This window comes from Brevibacterium sp. CS2, assembly GCF_005280295.1.
Classification (GTDB): domain Bacteria; phylum Actinomycetota; class Actinomycetes; order Actinomycetales; family Brevibacteriaceae; genus Brevibacterium; species Brevibacterium pityocampae.
In genome coordinates, this window is record NZ_CP040020.1 from 3,017,181 (window position 1) to 3,036,988 (window position 19,808).

At 71.2% G+C, this 19,808-nt stretch carries 18 protein-coding genes; 9 read left to right on the plus strand and 9 right to left on the minus strand.

Annotated elements, in window-relative coordinates; genetic code table 11:
- Entirely contained in the window at window positions 1-1,074 is a 1,074-nt protein-coding gene (locus tag FDF13_RS13545; protein WP_137320108.1) for a hypothetical protein, read from the plus strand.
- Window positions 1,074-2,093, plus strand: coding sequence for an aminoglycoside phosphotransferase family protein (locus FDF13_RS13550; RefSeq protein ID WP_137320516.1), 1,020 nt, complete (start codon window positions 1,074-1,076; stop codon window positions 2,091-2,093). The genes FDF13_RS13545 and FDF13_RS13550 overlap by 1 nt, the downstream gene beginning before the upstream one ends.
- A 10-nt stretch (window positions 2,094-2,103) precedes the next feature.
- Here the strand turns inward: FDF13_RS13550 and FDF13_RS13555 are convergent, their stop codons facing one another.
- Both FDF13_RS13555 and FDF13_RS13560 read right to left on the minus strand, forming a co-directional pair.
- Window positions 2,104-2,895 carry a TSUP family transporter gene (locus FDF13_RS13555; protein ID WP_137320109.1) on the minus strand — a complete coding sequence of 264 codons (792 nt, stop codon included), beginning with the start codon at window positions 2,893-2,895 and terminating at the stop codon, window positions 2,104-2,106.
- Entirely contained in the window at window positions 2,892-4,718 is a 1,827-nt protein-coding gene (locus FDF13_RS13560; RefSeq protein WP_137320110.1) for a proline--tRNA ligase, read from the minus strand. Before FDF13_RS13560 ends, FDF13_RS13555 begins: the two co-directional genes overlap by 4 nt.
- 391 nt (window positions 4,719-5,109) lie before the next feature.
- Between FDF13_RS13560 and FDF13_RS13565 the strand changes: the two genes are divergently transcribed.
- Window positions 5,110-6,420, plus strand: coding sequence for a CaiB/BaiF CoA-transferase family protein (locus FDF13_RS13565; protein ID WP_137320111.1), 1,311 nt, complete (start codon window positions 5,110-5,112; stop codon window positions 6,418-6,420).
- Window positions 6,417-7,373 carry a hydroxymethylglutaryl-CoA lyase gene (locus FDF13_RS13570; RefSeq protein WP_137320112.1) on the plus strand — a complete coding sequence of 319 codons (957 nt, stop codon included), beginning with the start codon at window positions 6,417-6,419 and terminating at the stop codon, window positions 7,371-7,373. The genes FDF13_RS13565 and FDF13_RS13570 overlap by 4 nt, the downstream gene beginning before the upstream one ends.
- A 199-nt stretch (window positions 7,374-7,572) precedes the next feature.
- Here FDF13_RS13570 and FDF13_RS14880 read toward each other — a convergent pair whose 3' ends face one another.
- Window positions 7,573-9,363, minus strand: coding sequence for an HNH endonuclease signature motif containing protein (locus FDF13_RS14880; RefSeq protein WP_175406988.1), 1,791 nt, complete (start codon window positions 9,361-9,363; stop codon window positions 7,573-7,575).
- A 412-nt stretch (window positions 9,364-9,775) separates the two neighbouring features.
- On the opposite strand from FDF13_RS14880, the gene FDF13_RS13580 reads away from it, so the two are divergent.
- Window positions 9,776-10,699 carry a carbon-nitrogen hydrolase family protein gene (locus FDF13_RS13580; protein WP_137320113.1) on the plus strand — a complete coding sequence of 308 codons (924 nt, stop codon included), beginning with the start codon at window positions 9,776-9,778 and terminating at the stop codon, window positions 10,697-10,699.
- 36 nt (window positions 10,700-10,735) lie between these two features.
- Here FDF13_RS13580 and FDF13_RS13585 read toward each other — a convergent pair whose 3' ends face one another.
- A complete protein-coding gene (locus tag FDF13_RS13585; RefSeq protein ID WP_137320114.1) occupies window positions 10,736-11,236 on the minus strand; it encodes a DUF1990 family protein in 501 nt (166 codons plus the stop codon).
- 169 nt (window positions 11,237-11,405) lie between these two features.
- Between FDF13_RS13585 and FDF13_RS13590 the strand changes: the two genes are divergently transcribed.
- The gene (locus FDF13_RS13590; RefSeq protein ID WP_137320115.1) at window positions 11,406-11,846 is read left to right on the plus strand and encodes an RNA-binding S4 domain-containing protein; all 441 of its coding nucleotides are present in this window, start codon (window positions 11,406-11,408) and stop codon (window positions 11,844-11,846) included.
- A gap of 73 nt (window positions 11,847-11,919) precedes the next feature.
- On the opposite strand, the gene FDF13_RS13595 is transcribed toward FDF13_RS13590, so the two are convergent.
- The 5 genes from FDF13_RS13595 to dxr form a co-directional block, all read right to left on the minus strand.
- Window positions 11,920-12,795: a DUF4081 domain-containing GNAT family N-acetyltransferase gene (locus tag FDF13_RS13595; protein ID WP_137320116.1), complete on the minus strand. Its 876-nt coding sequence runs from the start codon at window positions 12,793-12,795 to the stop codon at window positions 11,920-11,922.
- Complete coding sequence (ispG, locus tag FDF13_RS13600) at window positions 12,795-13,943, minus strand: flavodoxin-dependent (E)-4-hydroxy-3-methylbut-2-enyl-diphosphate synthase (RefSeq protein ID WP_137320117.1); 1,149 nt, start codon at window positions 13,941-13,943, stop codon at window positions 12,795-12,797. The genes FDF13_RS13595 and ispG overlap by 1 nt, the downstream gene beginning before the upstream one ends.
- A gap of 166 nt (window positions 13,944-14,109) precedes the next feature.
- Window positions 14,110-14,622: a site-2 protease family protein gene (locus tag FDF13_RS13605; protein WP_137320118.1), complete on the minus strand. Its 513-nt coding sequence runs from the start codon at window positions 14,620-14,622 to the stop codon at window positions 14,110-14,112.
- Window positions 14,570-15,613, minus strand: coding sequence for an RIP metalloprotease (locus FDF13_RS13610; protein WP_137320119.1), 1,044 nt, complete (start codon window positions 15,611-15,613; stop codon window positions 14,570-14,572). The genes FDF13_RS13605 and FDF13_RS13610 overlap by 53 nt, the downstream gene beginning before the upstream one ends.
- Window positions 15,610-16,857 (minus strand): 1-deoxy-D-xylulose-5-phosphate reductoisomerase, encoded by a 1,248-nt coding sequence (gene dxr, locus FDF13_RS13615; protein WP_137320120.1) that lies wholly within the window; start codon window positions 16,855-16,857, stop codon window positions 15,610-15,612. The genes FDF13_RS13610 and dxr overlap by 4 nt, the downstream gene beginning before the upstream one ends.
- A gap of 108 nt (window positions 16,858-16,965) precedes the next feature.
- Between dxr and FDF13_RS13620 the strand changes: the two genes are divergently transcribed.
- The 3 genes from FDF13_RS13620 to FDF13_RS13630 all read left to right on the plus strand — a co-directional run bounded on the left by FDF13_RS13620 (window position 16,966) and on the right by FDF13_RS13630 (window position 19,802).
- On the plus strand, window positions 16,966-18,162 hold the full coding sequence (locus tag FDF13_RS13620; RefSeq protein WP_137320121.1) for an acyl-CoA dehydrogenase family protein: 1,197 nt from the start codon (window positions 16,966-16,968) through the stop codon (window positions 18,160-18,162).
- Window positions 18,163-18,310: 148 nt separating this feature from the next.
- On the plus strand, window positions 18,311-18,826 hold the full coding sequence (locus FDF13_RS13625; protein WP_137320122.1) for a DinB family protein: 516 nt from the start codon (window positions 18,311-18,313) through the stop codon (window positions 18,824-18,826).
- Between the two features lie 43 nt (window positions 18,827-18,869).
- A complete protein-coding gene (locus FDF13_RS13630) occupies window positions 18,870-19,802 on the plus strand; it encodes a restriction endonuclease (RefSeq protein ID WP_137320123.1) in 933 nt (310 codons plus the stop codon).
- The last annotated feature ends 6 nt before the right edge of the window (window positions 19,803-19,808 follow it).

The following is a 19,808-nucleotide window of genomic DNA, read 5'->3' on the forward strand; positions in this document are numbered from 1 at the left end:
ATGCACCTCCTCCCCGGACTCCCGCGCAGCCGTCGTGCCGTGCTGGGTCTGGGGTTCCTCGGCGCACTCGGCGGCCTCACCGCCTGCTCCCTGCGACTCGATGTGCCGCCGGACGTACCGACCCCCGCCGCCCTCGACGCCCTGCGCAACGACGTGGCCCGGATGCTCGCCGCGACCGAGGCGCCCACCGGCGGCGGGGATCCCGCCGACCTCGATGCCCTGCGGGCCGCGGCCGGGCCCGAGTGGGCCCCGCCGAGCGAGCTCGTCACCCCCACCTCCTCCCCCACCCCGGAGTCCTACAGGTTCGCCGACGGTCTGAACTCGGTCACCGAACTCGTCCTCGACCGCCTGCCCGAGGTGATCGGCGGCCCGGCCGGACAGGCCGAGTCCGCCGGCGGGCGCGGCCTCGCCGCCCTCGTCGACATCGCCGTCGGAGCCGTGCTCGCGCTCGCGCCCGCAGATTCCGAGCGTGCCGCGGCGCTCGGCCGGCGCCTGGCCGCACTGCCGGAGAACGCCCCCGACCCCGCCGGCCCCGGAGCCGGGGCCGTTGCTCCCAGCGGCTCCGCGGACGCGGAGGATCCGGAGCCGGACGACGGGGGACCCGAGCCGGACGGCGATCCGAGCGCCACGCCGGCGGCGCCCGGGCTCGAGGGCTTCGTCCGCGCCTGCTATCAGGCCGCCTACGGGTACGAGCGCCTCGCGGTGTTCCACGATGCCGAGGACGCCTACGGGGAGTTCGCCCGCGCCCGGATCACCCGGCTCGACGATGCCGCGATCCAGGGCAACGAGCTGCGTGAGACCGCCGGGCTCGCCGCCGTCGGCAACGAGCCCGCCTGGCAGCTCGATCCCGCCCCCGTGGACGCCGAGTCGGCGCTGCGCACGGCCACCGCCGTGGAGGACCTCGTGGCCGCGGCCGCGCTCGGGCTGTTCGAGACCCCGGGTGCGGAGTACCTCGGCACCGCGCAGCTGTGGATGTCCGCCGACGCCCGTGCCCGGGCCGGGCAGCGGCAGCTCCTGCGCTACCGGATCACCGATGCGTCCACGGCCTCGCCGGCGGCAGGCGGGGGCGCGTGATGAAGATCCCCGAGGTGCTGTTCAACTCCGCCGCGGAGATCATCGGCGTGCCGCGGGCCCAGGCCTGGGCCGACGCGCTCGATCACATGGTGTTCGAGCTCCTCGACCGCTGGAAGCTCACCCCCGACCCGCTGCCCACCGCACCGTGGGCGGGAGCGGAGAGCCTGGTCATCCCCGTCCTCACGAAGGAGCGGTACCAGGCGGTGCTGCGCTTCGCGTGGCCGAACACCGACAACCCGCTCGTGCACGCGCAGGTGCTGCGCGCCCTGCAGGCCTGGGGCGGCCACGGGGCGGTGCGGGTGATCAGCGAGGACTCCTCCTTCCGGGCGACCCTGCAGGAGCGGCTGCGCACCACGGTCAACCTGTCCGCGGAGCCGCTGGAGTCGGTGGCGCCGATCTGGGGGCAGCTCGCCCGCTCCCTCACGGTTCCCGCGCAGCCCGGGTTCGTGCGCGTCCAGGACATCGCGGCGGGCTGGCTCGAGAAGTTCCCCGCCGACGTCGGCCTCGTCACGGAGTTCCCCGCGTTCACGCCGCAGGACCGCTACGTCCTCGACTCCGCCCGCGCGTGGATCGAGACGCTCGCCCGGTCGGAGGAGGCCTGGCTCATCCACGCCGACCTCCACTACTACAACATCCTCGCCGGCAACCCCGATCAGCACGGGGTGGCAACGTGGAAGGCGATCGACCCGCAGCCGCTGAGCGGGCCGACGGCGTACATGGTCGCCCCGGTGCTGTGGAACCGGCTGTTCGAACTCCCCGGGGCGACGCCGGAGGATCAGGCGCGCTGGCTCCACGCCTTCGCCGGCCGGCTGTGCACCCATGCGGAGATCGACCCGGCGTACGGGATCGGTGCGGCGGTGGCGCGCGAGGTCGAGAACATGTTCTGGTACCTCCGCTCCGCCTACGGTGGGAACCGGAAGGCGTTCGGCGACGCCGCGCGCTCGCTGTGGGTGTGTCGGGCGCTGTGCGGTCTGCCGGTGCAGGGGATCGACGCCCACACCCTCAAGCGCCTCGGCTGAGGACCCCGGCTCAGGGGCCGGTGAGGAAGTCGAACCCGAGCTTGAGGATGAGCGCTCCGACCACGACGAGGAACACGATCCGGACGAAGCCGCTGCCCCGGTCGAGCGCGGTGCGGGAGCCGAGCCGGCCGCCGATGATGTTGCCGAGTGCGAGCGCCAGTCCGTACTCCCAGACGACGTGGCCCTGCGGGATGAAGAAGGCGAGCGCGCCGACGTTCGTCGCGAAGTTGATGACCTTCGCCTGGGCCGAGGCGCGGAGGAAGCTCAGACCGATGATCGAGACGAAGGCGATGACGAGGAACGAGCCGGTGCCGGGGCCGAGCATCCCGTCGTAGACGCCGACGATGCCGCCGATGAGCCACGAGTAGGCGTGGTACCGGCGACTGCGGTCGGAGTACCGGAGCACGGCCTCCGCACCGAGGCTCGGCTTGAGGAGGGTGAAGATCGCCACGAGCACGAGGGCTGCGAGGATGATCGGGGTGAACAGGTCCTCCGGGACCGAGGCGGCGAGCATCGCCCCGCCCACCGCACCGAGGAACGCGCACAGTGCGGCGGGCACGACCGCGGACAGGTCCGGCGGGATGCGCCGCATGTAGGTCGCGGCCGACACCGCGGTGCCGGCGATCGAGCCGACCTTGTTCGTCCCGACCGCGGCGAGCGGGGAGACACCGGGGACGAGCAGGAGGACGGGCAGCTGGATCAGCCCGCCGCCGCCGACCACCGCGTCGACCCACCCCGCCAGGAGACCCGCGGCGAACAGCGCCAGCAGGATGACGGGGAGGGAGACGGCGGCTTCGGTCACCGCCCCGTCCGGTGCGCGCCCACGGCCGCGTACTGCTCGTCGATGAAGCGCACGATCTCCGTGACCGCCTCGGCGACGGCCAGGTCCCGGCTGTCGCCGGTGCGGCGGTCGCGCAGCTCGACGGTGCCGTCGGCCAGACCGCGGCCGACGACGAGCACGGTGGGCACGCCGAGCAGCTCGGCGTCGCCGAACTTCACACCCGGCGAGGTCTTGGGCCGGTCGTCGATGAGCACGCGCACGCCCTCGGCCTCGAGTGCGGCGGTGATCTCCTCGGCCTTCGCGAGGATCTCCTCGCCCTTGCCGGTGGCGACGATGTGGACGTCGGCGGGGGCGAGGTGCTGGGGCCAGATGAGTCCGCGCTCGTCGTGGTTGCCCTCGGCGATGCACGCCATCACCCGGGTCACGCCGATGCCGTAGGAGCCCATGGTGACGACGGTGCGCTTGCCGTTCTCGTCGAGCACCGTGAGGTCGAGCGCCTCGGCGTAGCGGCGGCCGAGCTGGAAGATCTGCCCGATCTCCACGCCGCGGGCGAGCTCGAGGGGGCCGGAGCCGTCGGGGGCCGGGTCGCCGGCGCGCACCTCGGCGGCCTCGACGGTGCCGTCGGCGGTGAAGTCGCGGCCGTGGACGAGGTCGAAGACGTGGCGGCCGTGCTCGTTGGAGCCGGTGATCCAGCGCGAGCCCTGCGCCACCCGCGGGTCGAGCAGGTACTTGATGCCGGTCGACCCCTCGAGTCCGAGCACGGGCGCGTCGATGCTGGTGCCGGGGCCGATGTACCCGCGCACGAGGCCCGGGTGGGCGGCGAGGTCGGCCTCGGTGGCGGGCTCGACGGCGATCTCTCCGGCACCGAGCGCTCCGGAGCCGGCGGCGCGGTCGAGGTCGACCTCGCGGTCGCCGGGCAGCCCGATGACGACGATCTCGCGCTCGCCGTCGGGGTGGGTGATCGCGACGACGACGTTCTTCAGGGTGTCCGCGGCGGTCCACTCGCGGTCCTCGCGCGGGTGGTGCTCGTTCGCGGCGGCGACGAGGGTGGCGATCGTCGGGGTGTCGGGGGTGTCCTCGACGTGCGCGGCGGGCACGTGCGCGCAGTCGAGGGGCTCGGGCGTGGGGGTGGTGACGGCCTCGACGTTGGCGGTGTAGCCGCCGGGCGAGCGGACGAAAGTGTCCTCACCGACCTCGGACGGGTGGAGGAACTCCTCGGTCTCGGACCCGCCCATCGCCCCGGCGGTCGCCTTGACGGTGATGTACTCGAGCCCCAGCCGGTCGAAGATCCGGATGTAGGCCTGCCGCATGTTCTCGTAGGAGGCGGCCAGCCCGGCGTCGTCGATGTCGAAGGAGTAGGCGTCCTTCATGATGAACTCGCGGCCGCGCAGCACTCCGGCCCGCGGGCGCGCCTCGTCGCGGTACTTCGTCTGGATCTGGTAGATCGACAGCGGCAGGTCCTTGTACGAGGAGTACAGGTCCTTGACGAGGAGGGTGAAGACCTCTTCGTGGGTGGGGGCGAGGATGTAGTCGTTCTGGCGCCGGTCCTGGAGGCGGAACATGTCGTCGCCGTAGTCCACCCAGCGCCCGGTCGTCTTGTAGGGCTCGGCAGGCAGCAGCGCGGGGAAGTGGACCTCCTGGGAGCCGGCGGCGTTCATCTCCTCGCGGACGATCTCCTCGACCCGGCGCAGCACGGTGAGGCCGAGCGGCAGCCAGGTGTAGATGCCCGGGGCGGCGCGGCGGATGTACCCGGCGCGGTGCAGCAGCTTGTGGCTGGCGACCTCGGCGTCGACCGGGTCCTCCTTGAGGGTGCGTACGAACAGCGATGACATCCGCAGGGGCATGAAGGACTCTCCTCTAGGTCAGGGGCGACCGGTTCGGCAGGGGTGACCGGCTTCGACGATCTCCTGGGACTGTACCACCGCGGGCGCGTGCGGCAGGGCCTGCAACGGAGTCCTCGGGCCGGGCCGGCGCGGGCGCGGGACCTGGGCCCGCGCGGCACCGGGTCGGGGCGTGTGAAGCACCGGGTCGGGGCCTGCGGAGCACCGGCCCAGGGTCTGAGGAGCACCGGGTCGGGGCCTGCGGAGCACGGGGTCGGGCTCGTGCGGGTGCCTCGCTGATTGAGACGCCCCGGTGCCGCGACGGCGCCTGTGCCACACTGCCGGTACCGTCTCATCGTCATCGTCGGCGCTCCTCGAGGAAGAGGCGTCGGCACTGCTGGTCCCGGGAGGATCCATGACCGATCATCCACGTCTGCCGCTCGCCGGAGTGCGGGTGCTCGAGCTGGGGAACTACATCGCCGCTCCCACAGCCGGGCGGATGCTCGCCGACTTCGGCGCCGAGGTCGTCAAGGTCGAGCGGCCGGGCACCGGCGACGAGCTGCGCAACTGGCGTCTCCAGCAGGGCACGACCTCGCTGCTCTATCGCACGATCAATCGCAACAAGAAGTCGGTCGCGCTCGACCTCCGCTCCCCCGCCGGGCTCGCCGCGGTCAAGGCGCTCGTCGCGGAATCCGACATCCTGCTCGAGAACTTCCGGCCGGGCACCCTCGAGAAGTGGGGTCTGGGTCCCGAGGTGCTCGACGAGCTCAACGACGAGCTCGTGCTCGTGCGGATCTCCGCGTTCGGTCAGACCGGCCCGCTGTCCGCCCGGCCCGGGTTCGCCGCCGTCGCCGAGGCGTACGGCGGCTTCCGCGAGCTCGTGGGCGATCCCGACCGGCCGCCGACGCGGGTCGGGGTGTCGATCGGGGATTCGATCGCCGGCATGCAGGCGGCGTTCGGCGCGTGCATGATGCTGTTCGACCGCGAGCGCCGGCGGGCACAGGCGAACGCGAAGTCCGATGAGCCGGATGCACCGCGCACGGTCGACGTCGCCCTCAACGAGGCGATGTTCTCCGTCATGGAATCGCTCGTGCCCGACTACTCCGCGTTCGGACGGCTGCGCACCCGCACCGGCGGGCGCACCGAGGGGATCGCGCCGTCGAACGCCTATGTGTGCGCGGAGGGGAAGTCGATCGTCATCGCCGGCAACGGCAACGGGATCTTCCGCCGCTACATGGAGGTCATCGGCCGGCCCGACCTCGCCGCCGACCCGGGCTTGGCCTCGAACGCGCAGCGGTGGGCGCGCCGGGACGAGCTCGACGCTGCGATCGGAGCCTGGACGGCGGAGCGCACCGTGGACGACGCGCTCGCCGCACTCGATGCCGCCGGCGTGCCGGCCGGGCCGATCTACACCGCCGAGGACATCCTCGCCGACGAGCAGTACCGGGCGCGGAACATGATCCAGCGCTTCGACGTCGACATCGGCGACGGGGTGCTGCCCGATGTGGCGTTCCCCGGGATCACCCCGGTGATCGGCGGGACCTCGGTGGAGATCGACCACCTCGGGCCCGACCTCGGGGAGCACACACGCGAGGTGCTCGAGGCCGCCGGGGTCGATTCCGGGACGATCGCGGAGGTCCTCGGCGGCGGTGGGGCCGACAGTGCGGCCGGCAGTGAGAACGATGGAGCACGGAGAACGTCAGGAGCAGAGGGAGGACGACCATGACCGAGGACACCACCAGCACCGGTCCCGGTGCGCACCCGACCGCGCGGCTGCGCGATGTCACGCTGCGCGACGGCCTGCAGCTCACCGGTGGGCTCCTCGAGACCGAGGTCAAGGTCGACCTCATCCGGGAGCTGCTCGCGCTCGGCGTGCCGGAGCTCGAGATCGGGTCGCTCGCCCGGCCGGACCTCGTCCCGCCGATGGCGAACACGCTCGAGGTCGTCGCCGCGCTCACGTCGGAGGAGCTGCGCAGCTGCTGGCTGTGGGTGGCGACACCGCGCCACGTCGAGCGCGCGGTCGCGGCCGGCGTGACCCGCCTGCAGTACTGCCTGTCGGTGTCCGATGCGCACAACCGGGCGAACATCGGACGCTCGACCGAGGACTCGATGGCCGCGCTCCCCCGCGCTCTCGACATCGCCGCCGAGGCGGGTGCGGAGCTCCAGCTGTGCCTGGCGACGTCGTTCACCTGCCCCTTCGACGGGCCGGTCGATCCGCGGCGCACACTCGCGCTCGTGGCTGATCCGCGCGCGGCCCGGTGCAGCGAGACCGTCATCGCCGACACCCTGGGGCAGGCCGATCCGGCTCAGGTGGCGCTTCTCGTGGCGGGGGCCGCACGGCTGCGGCCGCATGCCGGCGTCGTCTTCCACGGCCACGACACCTGGGGGCTGGGCGTGGCGAACACGCTGGCGGCGATCACGGCGGGCGCGACCTCGGTCGACGGTGCGCTCGGCGGTCTGGGCGGGTGCCCGTTCGCGCCGGGGGCCTCGGGGAACACCTCGAGCGAGGACATCCTGTTCGCGACGAAGCCCGACTGGCTCACCACGGAGCGGTTCGCCCGGATCGTCGAGCTCGGTGAGGACCTCACCGCACGCCTCGGCGAGCGCAACGCCTCGAAGGCGGCACAGGGCGCCCGCTCGACCGCGCATGCCTTCCCGTGGGTGATCAGCGGGACCTGATCCGTCGAGCGTGACCGGCTGATCTCGATCGTCTGTCGACCGGCATTCCGTGACCGCGCGCGTGACCGGCAATCGGTGACGGATCGAGACTGACCGGCCACCGTGCCTCAGGGTCGACGGCTTCAAACCGGCTGCAGTTGCTCGAACTGGTGGCCGCTGGCACCGCCTCCATCCGCGCCCCGGCGACTGATCGCGGTTCTCAGAACGGCGGCGGGTCGTCGTCCGCATGGGTCCACAGCGCATCGTCAGCGCCGCTGCGACAGGTCCACGGATCGGGCGGCCCAGCGGGCCGCGGACGGCCGCGATCAGCAGGAGGGTCGGGCGAGCGATCAGGTTCGGAGCAGAATCGGCGATCACCCGGTCCGGCGCGGTCATCGGGATCCATCGGTCCCGCGCGGTCGTCAGGGCTCACCGGTCCGGCGCGGCCGCTCGGGTCCGGCAGTCCGAGGACGCGGAGCATCTCGCGGGCCGCTGCCTGGTCGATGATGCGCTCGGCCGAGCGGACCTCGGCAATGATGCCGTGGGGGAACTCCCACCGTTTCATCCCTCCCGGACCGGTGCGGAGCGTGAGCGTCCGCTTGGTCTTCATCAGGTGGTGCGCCCTGCACAGGGGGTGGAGATTCTCCAGGTCGGTGCGGCCGCCGGCCGCCGGATCCGCATGATCGAACGGGATCGCGTGGTCGGCGTCGCAGGTCTCGGCCCGCCGGGTGCATCCGGGCGCGGTGCACCAGATCCATTTCTCGTTCATCGTCATCCGGATGCCTTTGGGGATCGCGTAGGAGCGAGCGGCATCGTCGCAGACGGCGCCGGAGACGGGGTCGGTGAGGATCCGGTAGAACGTCGAGCTTCGGGACGCGAACCGCTGGGCCATCTCCACCGGAACAGGCCCGCCGTCCGACCAGTGGCCGGGCAGCTCGGCGTGTCCGGTGAGGCTGAGGAATGGGACCGTGACGACGACGGTCGCCTGTCGGCGCAGCCATTCCTGGTTCGTCGGGCAGGTGATGACGACACGGCTCGGGTCAGCGGGCGGGCTGCCCGATCCCGGGGCCGGATCCGCATCGACCGGTGGTGCAGCGTCGCACGCATCAGCCACACCGCCTGCGGTTCGGACGAGTGCATCGACGAGCTCACCGGCGTCGGTTCCAGTGGCGGGGTCGCCGCGGCCGAAGTCGACGGGGTTGAGGACTTCGACCTCGGTGCCGGGCGCGATCGTGCTCAAGAGGTCGAACATCAGCTGCGGCACCGTGCGGTCGTCGACGATCACCGCTCCCGGCGGGAGCTGCTCGCCGAAGGTGCCGGTCTGCGCCCGCGCGATCGCCCGGGCGGTGGCCTCGAGCCGCCGGTGCAGGGCGTAGAGCGGTTCGAGCGGGCCGGTCAGCAGGAGCTTCCCCTCGGAGGGATCGCTGCGCCAGAACTCGACGCGCCGGCGGGTGTGGACGTCCTCGGCCCGGTCGTCATTGTCGGTGAGCAGGCGGATGAGATCGTTGACCGCTCGGCAGTACGACTCCCACGCCAGATCGAGTCGCAGCTCCGCGATCCCGGCGTCGAGCTCGGCGAGCGCGGCATCCCCCAGGCGATGCGCGCGCCGCGCCGCGTACTGCAGACGGTCGAAGCGCATCCGCCCGGCCTGCACGAGCGCGCGCGTGCGATGAAGGCTGAAACAGGCGATGAGTGCGTCTCGGGCGGTCGAGTAGGCGCGGGTGATCGTGGAGTCGAGCACGGCGGCGAGGCAGGTGAGGTGCTCCCCCGTCATCCGCTCGAGGACCCATTTCGACGTGGACACGAGCGACGTGGACACGAGCTCCGCTGCGGGTTGGGGCGCCGGTTCGGGCTCGAGGTCGAGGCACTCCTCGACGACGGTGTCCGCGATGAGGCGCATCCGCGCGAGCATGAGCCGATCGTAGGCGGGCAGCGAGTCCTGCAGACGCAGCAGCGCCGGGGCACCGTCGGGCACTCGCGCACCTGCGGGGTGGGTCGTCGTCGCGGTCATCGGGCTGCTCGCCTCCTCTCTCCGTGCCTCGGCCGCACCGGTCCTCGCCCAGCGGTCCTGCAGCTGCGAACCGGTGTCGTCTGCTCCACCCTCTCCGACCGGTCCGGTCGAACTCGATATCCCGTGATCGGGGTCCAGCGGGTGGTGCTTCTGTGATTCCACGCTATCGGGAGGCACGGACACGGAACGGCTCAAATGAGTCGCAGAGTCACGTTATCCACAACCCGTTCGAAAATAAGTTGAATATTCTTTCCTGTGTTCCATCGATTGTGGACGAACCCGAGGTGCACCTCGGCCCTTCCCCGCACGTCCGGGTGCCGGTGACTGCACCGGTGATGGCACGATGGCAGGAGGACACCGGCACCCGCCGGTCACCCACCGCACTCGACACCACACCATCCGAGGAGTCACCATGACCCGAGTCGCCGTCGTCCAGACCGGTTCCATCCCCTTCGACAGCGCCGCCACCACGGCGAAGATCTGCAGTCTGATCGACGACGCGGCACGGGCCGGGGCGGAGCTCGCGGTGTTCCCGGAAGCCACCCTCGGGACCTATCCGAAGGGTCTGACCTTCGGCGCCCCGGTGGGCCGGCGCACCGATGCCGGCCGGGACGAGTACCAGCGGTACTTCGACAACGCCGTCGCCCTCGACGGCCCCGAGCTCGAGGAGATCGCGGAGGCCGCCCGCCGCACGGGAGTGTTCACGGTGCTGGGGATCATCGAGCGCCTCGGCCAGACGCTCTACTGCACCGCCGTCCACATCGACGCCGAGCACGGCATCGGCGGCCACCACCGCAAGCTCATGCCCACCGGGTCCGAGCGCCTGATCTGGGGATTCGGCGACGGGTCGACCCTGCCGGTCGTCGACTCCCCCGCCGGCAGGACCGGCGCGGTGATCTGCTGGGAGAACTACATGCCGCTGCTCCGGCAGGCGATGTACGCCCAGGGCGTCGAGATCTACTGCGCTCCGACGGTCGACGATCGCGACACCTGGCAGCACACCATGGCCCACATCGCGATGGAGGGCCGCTGCTTCGTCCTCTCCGCGTGCCAGGCGATCCGCGCGGAGGACTTCGGGGACGACTACGCGAGCGTGCTCGAGCCGAACGAGGCCGGCTGGCTGATCCGCGGCGGCTCGGCGATCTACGGCCCCACCGGCGAACTGCTCGCCGGCCCCGTCTACGACGAGGAGACGATCCTCACCGCCGAGGTCGACGTCACCGCCCGCTCCCGCACCACCTACGACTTCGACCCGGTCGGGCACTACTCCCGGCCCGACGTCTTCGAACTCACCGTCGACACCCGACCCCGGCCCGGCGTCGAGTTCACCGGCTGAGCGGGGCCGCGCCCCCCGCGAGCCGGATCGTCCCGGTCAGCCCGGCCGGCGCAGGGCGGCGCGGTAGCGGCGGCGCACCACCTGCTGGGCGACGAGCAGTGCCGGGTACAGCGGCCGCCAGAACCCGGCCGGGGCGGGCCGGGTGAGGGAGCGGATCGTCAGCCGCACCTCGGGTCCGGCCCGGTGGACGATGAACGCCTCCTCGCCGTCGAGCGGATGGCCGGGGCGGGTGCGGTAGGCGAAGCCCACCCGATCCGCCGCGCGGACGACCTCGACCACCTCGACCGGTTCGACGACCGTGATCCCGAGCAGGCCGGCGGTGACCGTCGGGCGTGCGCCGACGACCGCCTCGGCGGCGGGCGCCACCCGGAACCCGCTGCGCGTCTTCACGGTCCAGCGGAGGACCTCGGTGCTCGCACGGTCCCACATCGCCTGGCCGCGCCCGATGACCGAGGTGGACTCGTGGGCGCGCAGGCCTCGCGGCGGTGTCCAGTCGATGAGGGCGGGTGCGGTGAGGCTCACCGGTGGTGGAGTCATGCACCCAGTCTCTCAACTCCGCGGACGCATCCGCCCCTTCCGAGTCTGCCGCGGGCAGCCGGTGGGCTGCCAGGCATCCGCATCACTGCCGGCGCGGGGACGGCCGGCCGGGCCGCCCCATGCCGCTCCGAGCTGTCCTCGGCTCTGCGGAGAACCGTAGACTCGACCCATGCCCGAACCCCGTTTCGACTCCAGCGAATCCCAGCGCATCGACGTCTGGCTGTGGGCCGTGCGGATGTTCCGGACCCGGTCGGCGGCGACCACGGCGTGCCGGGGCGGGCACGTGCAGCTCGACGGCCAGCGGGTCAAGGCCTCGCAGAAGGTGCGGATCGGTCAGGAGGTCCGGGTGCGTCGAACCGGATTCGAGAAGATCCTCCGCATCACCGCCCTCCTCGACACGCGCGGCGGTGCGCCGATCGCCCAGCAGTGCTACGAGGACCTCACGCCCCCGCCGGATCCGACCCTGCGCGGATGGGTGCCGCGACGCGACAAGGGCACCGGGCGGCCGACGAAGAAGGACCGGCGCGCGCTCGAGGCCCTGCGCGGACGGGACCGGTCCGGCGCCGAGGCGCCCGGTGAGTTCCGCTTCGACCCGCGGGAGGACGACTGACGCTGCTGTCGCGTGAGATTGCGATGGTTCGCGGAATCGTTCCCAGGAACCTTCGAGAATTGCACTCCGGGAGTCAGTAGATGATCGTGGCGAACCGGCCGCGCTGGGAGTAGCCGGCGGCGGCGTAGGTGCGCAGCGCCGGGGCGTTGAAGGCGTTGACGTAGAGGCTGACGACGGGCGCCACGGTGCGCCGGACGTGGTCGGTGACGGCGACCATGCCGGGCGCGGCGAGCCCGCGGCCGCGGAACACCGGGTGCACCCACACCCCCTGGATCTGCACCGCGGTGTCCGAACGGATGCCGATGTCGGCCTTGAACACGACCTGCAGCGCGGAGTTCTGCGCCGGCCAGCGGGGCAGCGGCTCGCCGTCCGGCCCGCGCTCGGCGGTGTAGAGCAGGGTGGAGCCGCTGGCGAGGTTCGAGCGGACCTTGCTCAGGTACCCCGCGGAGCCGTTCTCCACCGGGGAGAACCCGACCTCCTCGGTGAACATCTCGACGGCCGCCGCGTAGGCCTCGCTGACGTCCTCGAGGTCCCCGACCCGCACCTCGGCGGCGGGCGCCACGCGGGGCTGCCGGTCGGCGACCATGAACGGCTGGTCGGCGCGCACGCTGCGAGCCGGGCCCCAGCGCAGCCGCCGGTGGAGGTCGATGACCGGCCGGTGGTCGCCGATGATCGAACAGGCGAAGCGACCGCGCGAATTGAGCATGTCGGCGACGAGCGCGTTGGTGCGCGGGGTCGCGCCGAGCGAGATGATGCTGCCGCCGATCCAGTAGGCGGCGACCGGCTCGTCCCCGTCGAACACCCCGTACAGGGTCCCGGACGGGGACGACACCTGCGCGCTGCGGGTGAGCTCGAGCAGACTGGCGAGGAACACGTGCTGGGCGGGGTCGGCCTCGGTGAGCCTGCTCAACCAGTCGGTGTGCTCGTGGCCGAGCCGGGCCAGCCGCATCAGCCGACGACCACCTCGGCCGGACCCGACGGAGCCTCCATCTCCTCGGCGATGCGCATGGCCTCTTCGATGAGGGTCTCGACGATCTCGGACTCCGGCACGGTCTTGATGACCTCGCCCTTGACGAAGATCTGGCCCTTGCCGTTGCCGCTGGCCACGCCGAGGTCGGCTTCGCGCGCCTCACCGGGCCCGTTGACCACGCAACCCATGACTGCCACCCGGAGCGGCACCTCCATGCCCTCGAGGCCGGCGGTGACCTTGTCGGCGAGCGTGTAGACGTCGACCTGGGCGCGGCCGCACGAGGGGCACGACACGATCTCGAGCTTCCGCGGGCGCAGGTTGAGGGATTCGAGGATCTGGTTGCCGACCTTGATCTCTTCGACGGGCGGGGCGGACAGGGAGACGCGGATGGTGTCGCCGATCCCCTGGCTCAGCAGCGCGCCGAACGCGGTGGCGGACTTGATCGTGCCCTGGAACGCAGGCCCGGCCTCGGTCACGCCGAGGTGCAGCGGCCAGTCGCCGGCCTCGGCGAGCAGCTCGTAGGCGCGCACCATGACGACCGGGTCGTTGTGCTTCACGGAGATCTTGAAGTCGTGGAAGTCGTGCTCCTCGAACAGGGAGGCCTCCCACACCGCCGACTCGACGAGCGCCTCCGGCGTGGCCTTGCCGTACTTCTCCATGATCCGCTTGTCGAGGGAGCCGGCGTTGACGCCGATCCGGATCGACACGCCCGCATCCGAGGCGGCCCGGGAGATCTCCTTGACCTGATCGTCGAACTTGCGGATGTTGCCCGGGTTGACGCGGACCGCCGCGCAGCCGGCGTCGATCGCGGCGTACACGTACTTGGGCTGGAAGTGGATGTCGGCGATGACCGGGATCTGGCTCTTCGCCGCGATCGCCGGCAGAGCCTCGGCGTCGTCCGCGCTCGGGCAGGCGACGCGCACGATGTCGCAGCCGGCCGCGGTGAGCTCCGCGATCTGCTGGAGGGTGGCGTTGATGTCGGTGGTCTTCGTCGTCGTCATCGACTGGACGCTCACCGGGGATTCGGACCCCACACCCACCGAGCCGACCTTGATCTGGCGGGTCTGCCGGCGAGGAGCGAGCACCGGGGGCGGAGCGGCGGGCATTCCGAGGTTGACCGAGGTCACGAGTTTCCCTTCGACGGCTGCAGTGCGCCCGAACCTGGGCGCATGACACTGCTTCCATCGTAGCCCCCGCGATTGCAGGGAACCTGAACGGCGGAGGTCGCGCAGATCACAGGGCAGGAGGCGGCGCCCGCTCCCGACCGCACCCGAGGAGGCCGCGGAGGAGCAGCTAGCCGAACAGGATGACCGGTTTGACGATGTCGACGTAGAGGAGCAGCGCGGTCATGCACAGGAGCACCCCGACGACGACATAGGTCAGCGGCAGCAGGCGGGCGGTGTCGAAGGGGCCGATGATCCCCCGTCCGCGTGCAAGGTTGATCCGACGCCGCGCGCCCTCGTAGAGCGCGACGGCGATGTGCCCGCCGTCGAGCGGGAGCAGCGGCACCATGTTGAACGCGAAGAGGAAGAGGTTGAGGGAGCCCAGGAGCGACAGCCCGACCTGCGCCTTCTCGACGACCTCGAGCTGCTCGGTGCTCACGATCTCACCGGCCACGCGGCCCACCCCGACCATGCCGATCGGCCCCTCCGGGTCGCGCTCGGCATCGCTGAAGGCGACCCCGCCGATCTCGACGAGCTTCTCCGGCAGGGTGAAGAGCGCGGTGAAGGTCTGGCCGATCATGCCGGCCATCTCACCGGGGAACTCGGCGAGCGCCATCGGGCGGCGCTCCTGCGTGGGGCTCACGCCGAGGAAGCCGGTGGTCTCCGTGGCCGGGGTACCGGCCTCGTCGACGACCCGGGGCGCCGGATTCGTCGACGACGGGGCGCTCGGTGGCGATGATCGGCACCTCGATGTCGGACTGGTGGCCGTCGCGCATGACGCGGACCGGCACGGTGTCCCCTGCGGAGGCGCGGACCGCCGCGGACAGCTCCTCCCACGACTGCGTGGCCTCCCCGTCGATCGCGACGATCACGTCGCCGGGCTCGATGCCGACCTCCCAGGCCGGGGTGAGCGGATCGCCCTCGCGGCAGGTGCTGCGCTCCTCGGCGGGGCGCTTCGCCGCCTCCGAGGCGGGCACAGCGCACTCGACGACGGTCGCCACCGTGGTCGTCGGCTGGACGACGCCGAACCCCAGCATCACGACCGCCATGATGAGGATGCCGAGGACGAGGTTGACCGCCGGGCCGCCGAACATCACGACGAGGCGCTTGGGGACGGACAGCGCGTAGAAGGTGCGGCGCTCCTCGCCGGGTCCGATCTCCTGGTTGGAGAAGTCGCGGGCGTCGGCCATGCTCCGCTCGAACAGCCGACCGCGGCGCCGGCGCTCCCGGCGCGGCGGGTCCTCCGCGGTGAGCACGGAGCCGGGATGCGCTGAGGCGTCTGCCCCGGTCTCCGCGGAGCCCTCGGCGCTCGCCCTGAGGCGGGCGTCGGCGGTGACGATCTCCTCGGCGTCGTCGGCCGCGCCCAGCTGCTCGGCGCGGGCGCTCGTCGCCTCGAGCGGCGGGTACATGCCGGGCATCGCGATGAAGCCGCCGAGCGGGAACGCCTTGATCCCGTACTCGGTCTCCCCGCGCCGGCGCGAGAACAGGGTGGGGCCGAAGCCGACCATGTAGTGGGTGACCTTGACCCCGAACCGCTTGGCGGGGATGAGGTGGCCGAGCTCGTGGAGCGCGATCGAGAGGCTGATCCCGACGATGAAGAGGACGACACCGAGGGCGTAGAGCAGCGGCGTCATCGGACGGTGCGCATCTGCTCGGCCCCGGCCTGGGCGATCCAGTCCCGGGTGTGGTCCCGGGCGCGGGAGTCGGCGGCGAGCACGGAGTCCACGGTGAGCACGTCGGCGGCCGCGGGTGCGTCCCCGGAGAGCGCGTCGAGCGCGGCGGCGATCCCGGCCGAGATCTGCGGGAACGTCACCCGGCCGGCGTGGAAGGCCTCGACGAGCACCTCGTTCGCGGCGTTGTACACCGCCGGGGCGGTGTGCCCGAGGCGGCCGGCGCGGTAAGCGAGGTCGAGGGCCGGGAACGCGGCGGAGTCGACGGGTTCGAAGGTCCAGGAGGTGGGCGTCGTCCAGTCGCTGGGCGCGGTCGCGCCCGGGACGCGGCGGGTCGTGCCGTCGGTGCCGGTGCCGAGCGCGTAGGCGATGGGCAGGCGCATGTCCGGCGGCGACACCTGGGCGAGCGTCGAGCCGTCGATGTACTCGACCATCGAGTGGATCTGGGACTGCGGGTGGACGACGACGTCGATCCGGTCGTAGTCGATGCCGAACAGCAGGTGGGCCTCGATGACCTCGAGGCCCTTGTTGACGAGCGTCGCGGAGTTCGTGGTGATGACGGTGCCCATGTTCCACGTCGGGTGGACGAGCGCCTGAGCGGGGGTGACGGATTCGAGCTCGGTGGGGCTCATACCGCGGAAGGGCCCGCCCGAAGCGGTGATGACGAGGCGCTCGACCTCGCCGGCCCGGCCGGCGCGCAGGGCCTGGGCGATCGCGGAGTGCTCGCTGTCGACCGGGATGAGCCGGGCCCCGGAGCGTGCGGCGGCGTCGAGCACGACCGGGCCGCCGACGATGAGCGACTCCTTGTTCGCAAGCGCGACGTCCGTGCCGGCCTCGAGCGCGGCGAGCGTGCTGCGCAGACCCACGGCACCGGTGACGGCGTTGAGCACGACGTCGGCGTCCGCGGCGGCGATCCGCTCGCTCGCCTCGGGCCCGAGCTCGATCGCTTCGACCCGGTCGGGCAGGCCCTGGCGGGCGGCCTCGTGGGCGAGCATGTCCCGGATCGTCGCCTCGCCGGCGTCCCCGGGGTCGGCGAGTCCGATCCGGCGCGCGCCGAGGCGCACCGCCTGCTCGACGAGGAGCGCGCGGTTCGACCCGGCGGCCAGCGAGCTCACCGCGAACCGGTCCGGGTTCGCGGTGACGACGTCGATGGCCTGGGTGCCCACGGACCCTGTGGTCCCGATTACACTGATCGTACGAACGCTCACGCTGACCGATGATGTCACTGAATCCTTAGAGGACAGTGAAGTCCCTGCGTCATGCATGTCGTGCGCCGAGCGTGTTCCGCCCCGATCGTCGAACAGAAGGACCCCGTGATGAGCACAGTGCAGACCCCCGATCAGATCCTCGGCATCGATTCCGTCTTCTCCAAGGAGGATCGCGAGTTCGCCGGTGTCCTCCGCAAGTGGCTCGACGAGAACGTGCGCGACAAGATCGGCGACTACTACCTCGAGGGGACCATCCCGGCCCGCGAGCTCGCCGAGGGCCTGGGCGAGCTCGGTGTGCTCGGCATGCACCTCGAGGGCTACGGCTGCGCCGGCACCACCGCCACCCAGTACGGGCTGGCGTGCCGCGAGCTCGAGGCGATCGACTCCGGTCTGCGCTCGCTCGTGAGCGTGCAGGGCTCGCTCGCGATGTTCGCCATCCACCACTGGGGCTCCGAGGACCAGAAGAACGAGTGGCTGCCGCAGATGGCCGCCGGCAAGGCGATCGGCTGCTTCGGCCTCACCGAGCCCGACGTCGGCTCCGATCCGGCCGGCATGAAGACCACGGCGAAGAAGGACGGCAGCGACTGGGTGCTCAACGGCGCCAAGATGTGGATCACCAACTCCCCGGTGTCCGACGTCATGGTCGTGTGGGCGAAGACCGAGGAGCTCGACGACAAGGGCAAGAACATCGTCCGCGGGTTCGTCATCCCGACGAACACCCCCGGCGTCGAGGTGCCCAAGATCCAGCGCAAGCTCTCGCTGCGCGCCTCGATCACCGGTGAGATCGTGCTCGACAACGTGCGCCTGCCGGAATCCGCGATGCTGCCGAAGGCCAAGGGCCTGCGCGGTCCGCTGTCCTGCCTGTCCGAGGCGCGGTTCGGGATCGTGTTCGGCGTCACCGGCGCCGCCCGCGACGCCCTCCAGTCCGCGATCGAGTACACCGGCACCCGCATCCAGTTCGAGCGCCCGCTGTCCTCGTTCCAGATCACCCAGCAGAAGCTCGCGAAGGCGCTCGGCCAGTACTCGCAGATCACGCTGCTCGCCAAGCACATCGGCGAGCTCAAGGACACCGTCGGCGTGCGCCCGGAGCAGATCAGCCTCGGCAAGATGGTCACCGTGGACACCGCGATGAACATCTGCCGCGACCTCCGCGCGCTGTTCGGCGGCTCGGGCATCACGAGCGAGTACCCGCCGCTGCGCCACGCGATCAACCTCGAGACCGTCCTCACCTACGAGGGCACCCACGAGGTCCACCAGCTCACGCTGGGTCGCGCGATGACCGGGATCAACGCCTTCGCGAACTGATCCGCGGCTCGCACCGCGCGCACCCGCCCAGCGCCAGCGCTGATCCGCACCTGCGGACCAGCACTCGCACCGCACCCGACCGGGGCGTCGACCTCCGGGTCGGCGCCCCGGCCCGATTCCCACCACCCGTTCCACGAAGGAGATCACTGTGGACATCAGCGCACTGCTCATCGACGCCTATGACCGCGCCGTCACCGGGTGTCGGGGGATCCTCGAGGGGATCGACACCGACACCCTGCATGCCCGACTCACCGAGAACAGCAACTCGATCGCATGGCTCGTGTGGCACATCGCGCGCGAGCAGGACCTGCAGATCGCCCACCTCGCCGGCCGCGAGCAGGTGTGGACCGCAGACGGCTGGGCGGAGCGGTTCGATCGTGGGGCCGAGGACTTCGGCTTCGGGGACTCCCCGGAGCAGGTGGCGGCGTTCCGCGTCGACGGACCGGAGGAGCTGCTCGGCTACCTCGATGCCGTGCGCGAAGCGGCCGTCGCCTACCTCCGCACGCTCACGGCGGACGACCTCGCCGAGGTCATCGACGACTCCTACGATCCGCCGGTCACCCGCGGAGTGCGCATCGTGTCGATCATCGACGACGCCGCCCAGCACACCGGCCAGGCGGCCTTCATCCGCGGTGCCCTCGGCTGGGACGCCGAACGGCCGTGATGAAGTCACCGCACGATCGAGCTGGAAGGCCGACAGGAGAACAATGACCGAGCTGCCCGAACAGTCCGAGGTCCCGATCTGGCCGAGGTTCATCCCGCACGTCTTGCAGGTCCTGTCCGACGGGTCGATCGTTCGTCGACGCGATCTCGTCGCACGTGTTCTCGACTCCGCAGAACTCTCCGAAAGTGCTCGGGCAGAACGCATCGCAGTCGGTGATGGTCGCGCAGACAACCGTGTCGGCTGGGCTCTGACCAACCTCTGCAAAGCGGGATGGGTCGAACGCCCGGAACGGGCGAAGTACCGCATCACTCCCGACGGACTGAAGTGGTTGCGCGAGAACCCCGACGCCGAACCGGATTTCGGAGATGCGAACCGGCTCTTCAAGGAGTACTGGCCTCACACTCAGCCGCAGCACGGCGAATCTGCCGGCATCATTGCAGACGCAGCCACCGAATCCGAGATCTCGCCGATCGAACAGATCGAGTCGGGGATAGCACGCATCACGGAGGAGGTCGCCGACGATCTGTTGACGCGCCTTCGGGACAGTGATCCCTCCTTCTTCGAGGACGCCGTCGTCCGGCTGCTCCTCGCGATGGGTTACTGCGGCGCCGAGCAGCGGGGGAAACGCATCGGCGGAACAGGCGACGGCGGGGTCGACGGCGTCATCGATCAGGATGCGCTGGGCCTGGAACGGATCTATGTCCAAGCGAAGCGCTATGCGGAGCACAACTCGGTCGGGCGCGAAGCGATCCAGGCATTCATCGGGGCACTGCATGGTCTGGGTGCGAATCGCGGGATCTTCCTCACCACGAGCACTTTCACACGTCAGGCATTGGATTATGCGGAGCAGATTCCCACTCGGATCGTGCTCATCGATGGGACACGGCTGGTCTCGCTCATGGTCGCGTATCGGGTGGGAGTGCAGACCACTCAGACCTACCACGTGGTCGAGGTCGACGAGGACTTCTTCGAATAAGGGATC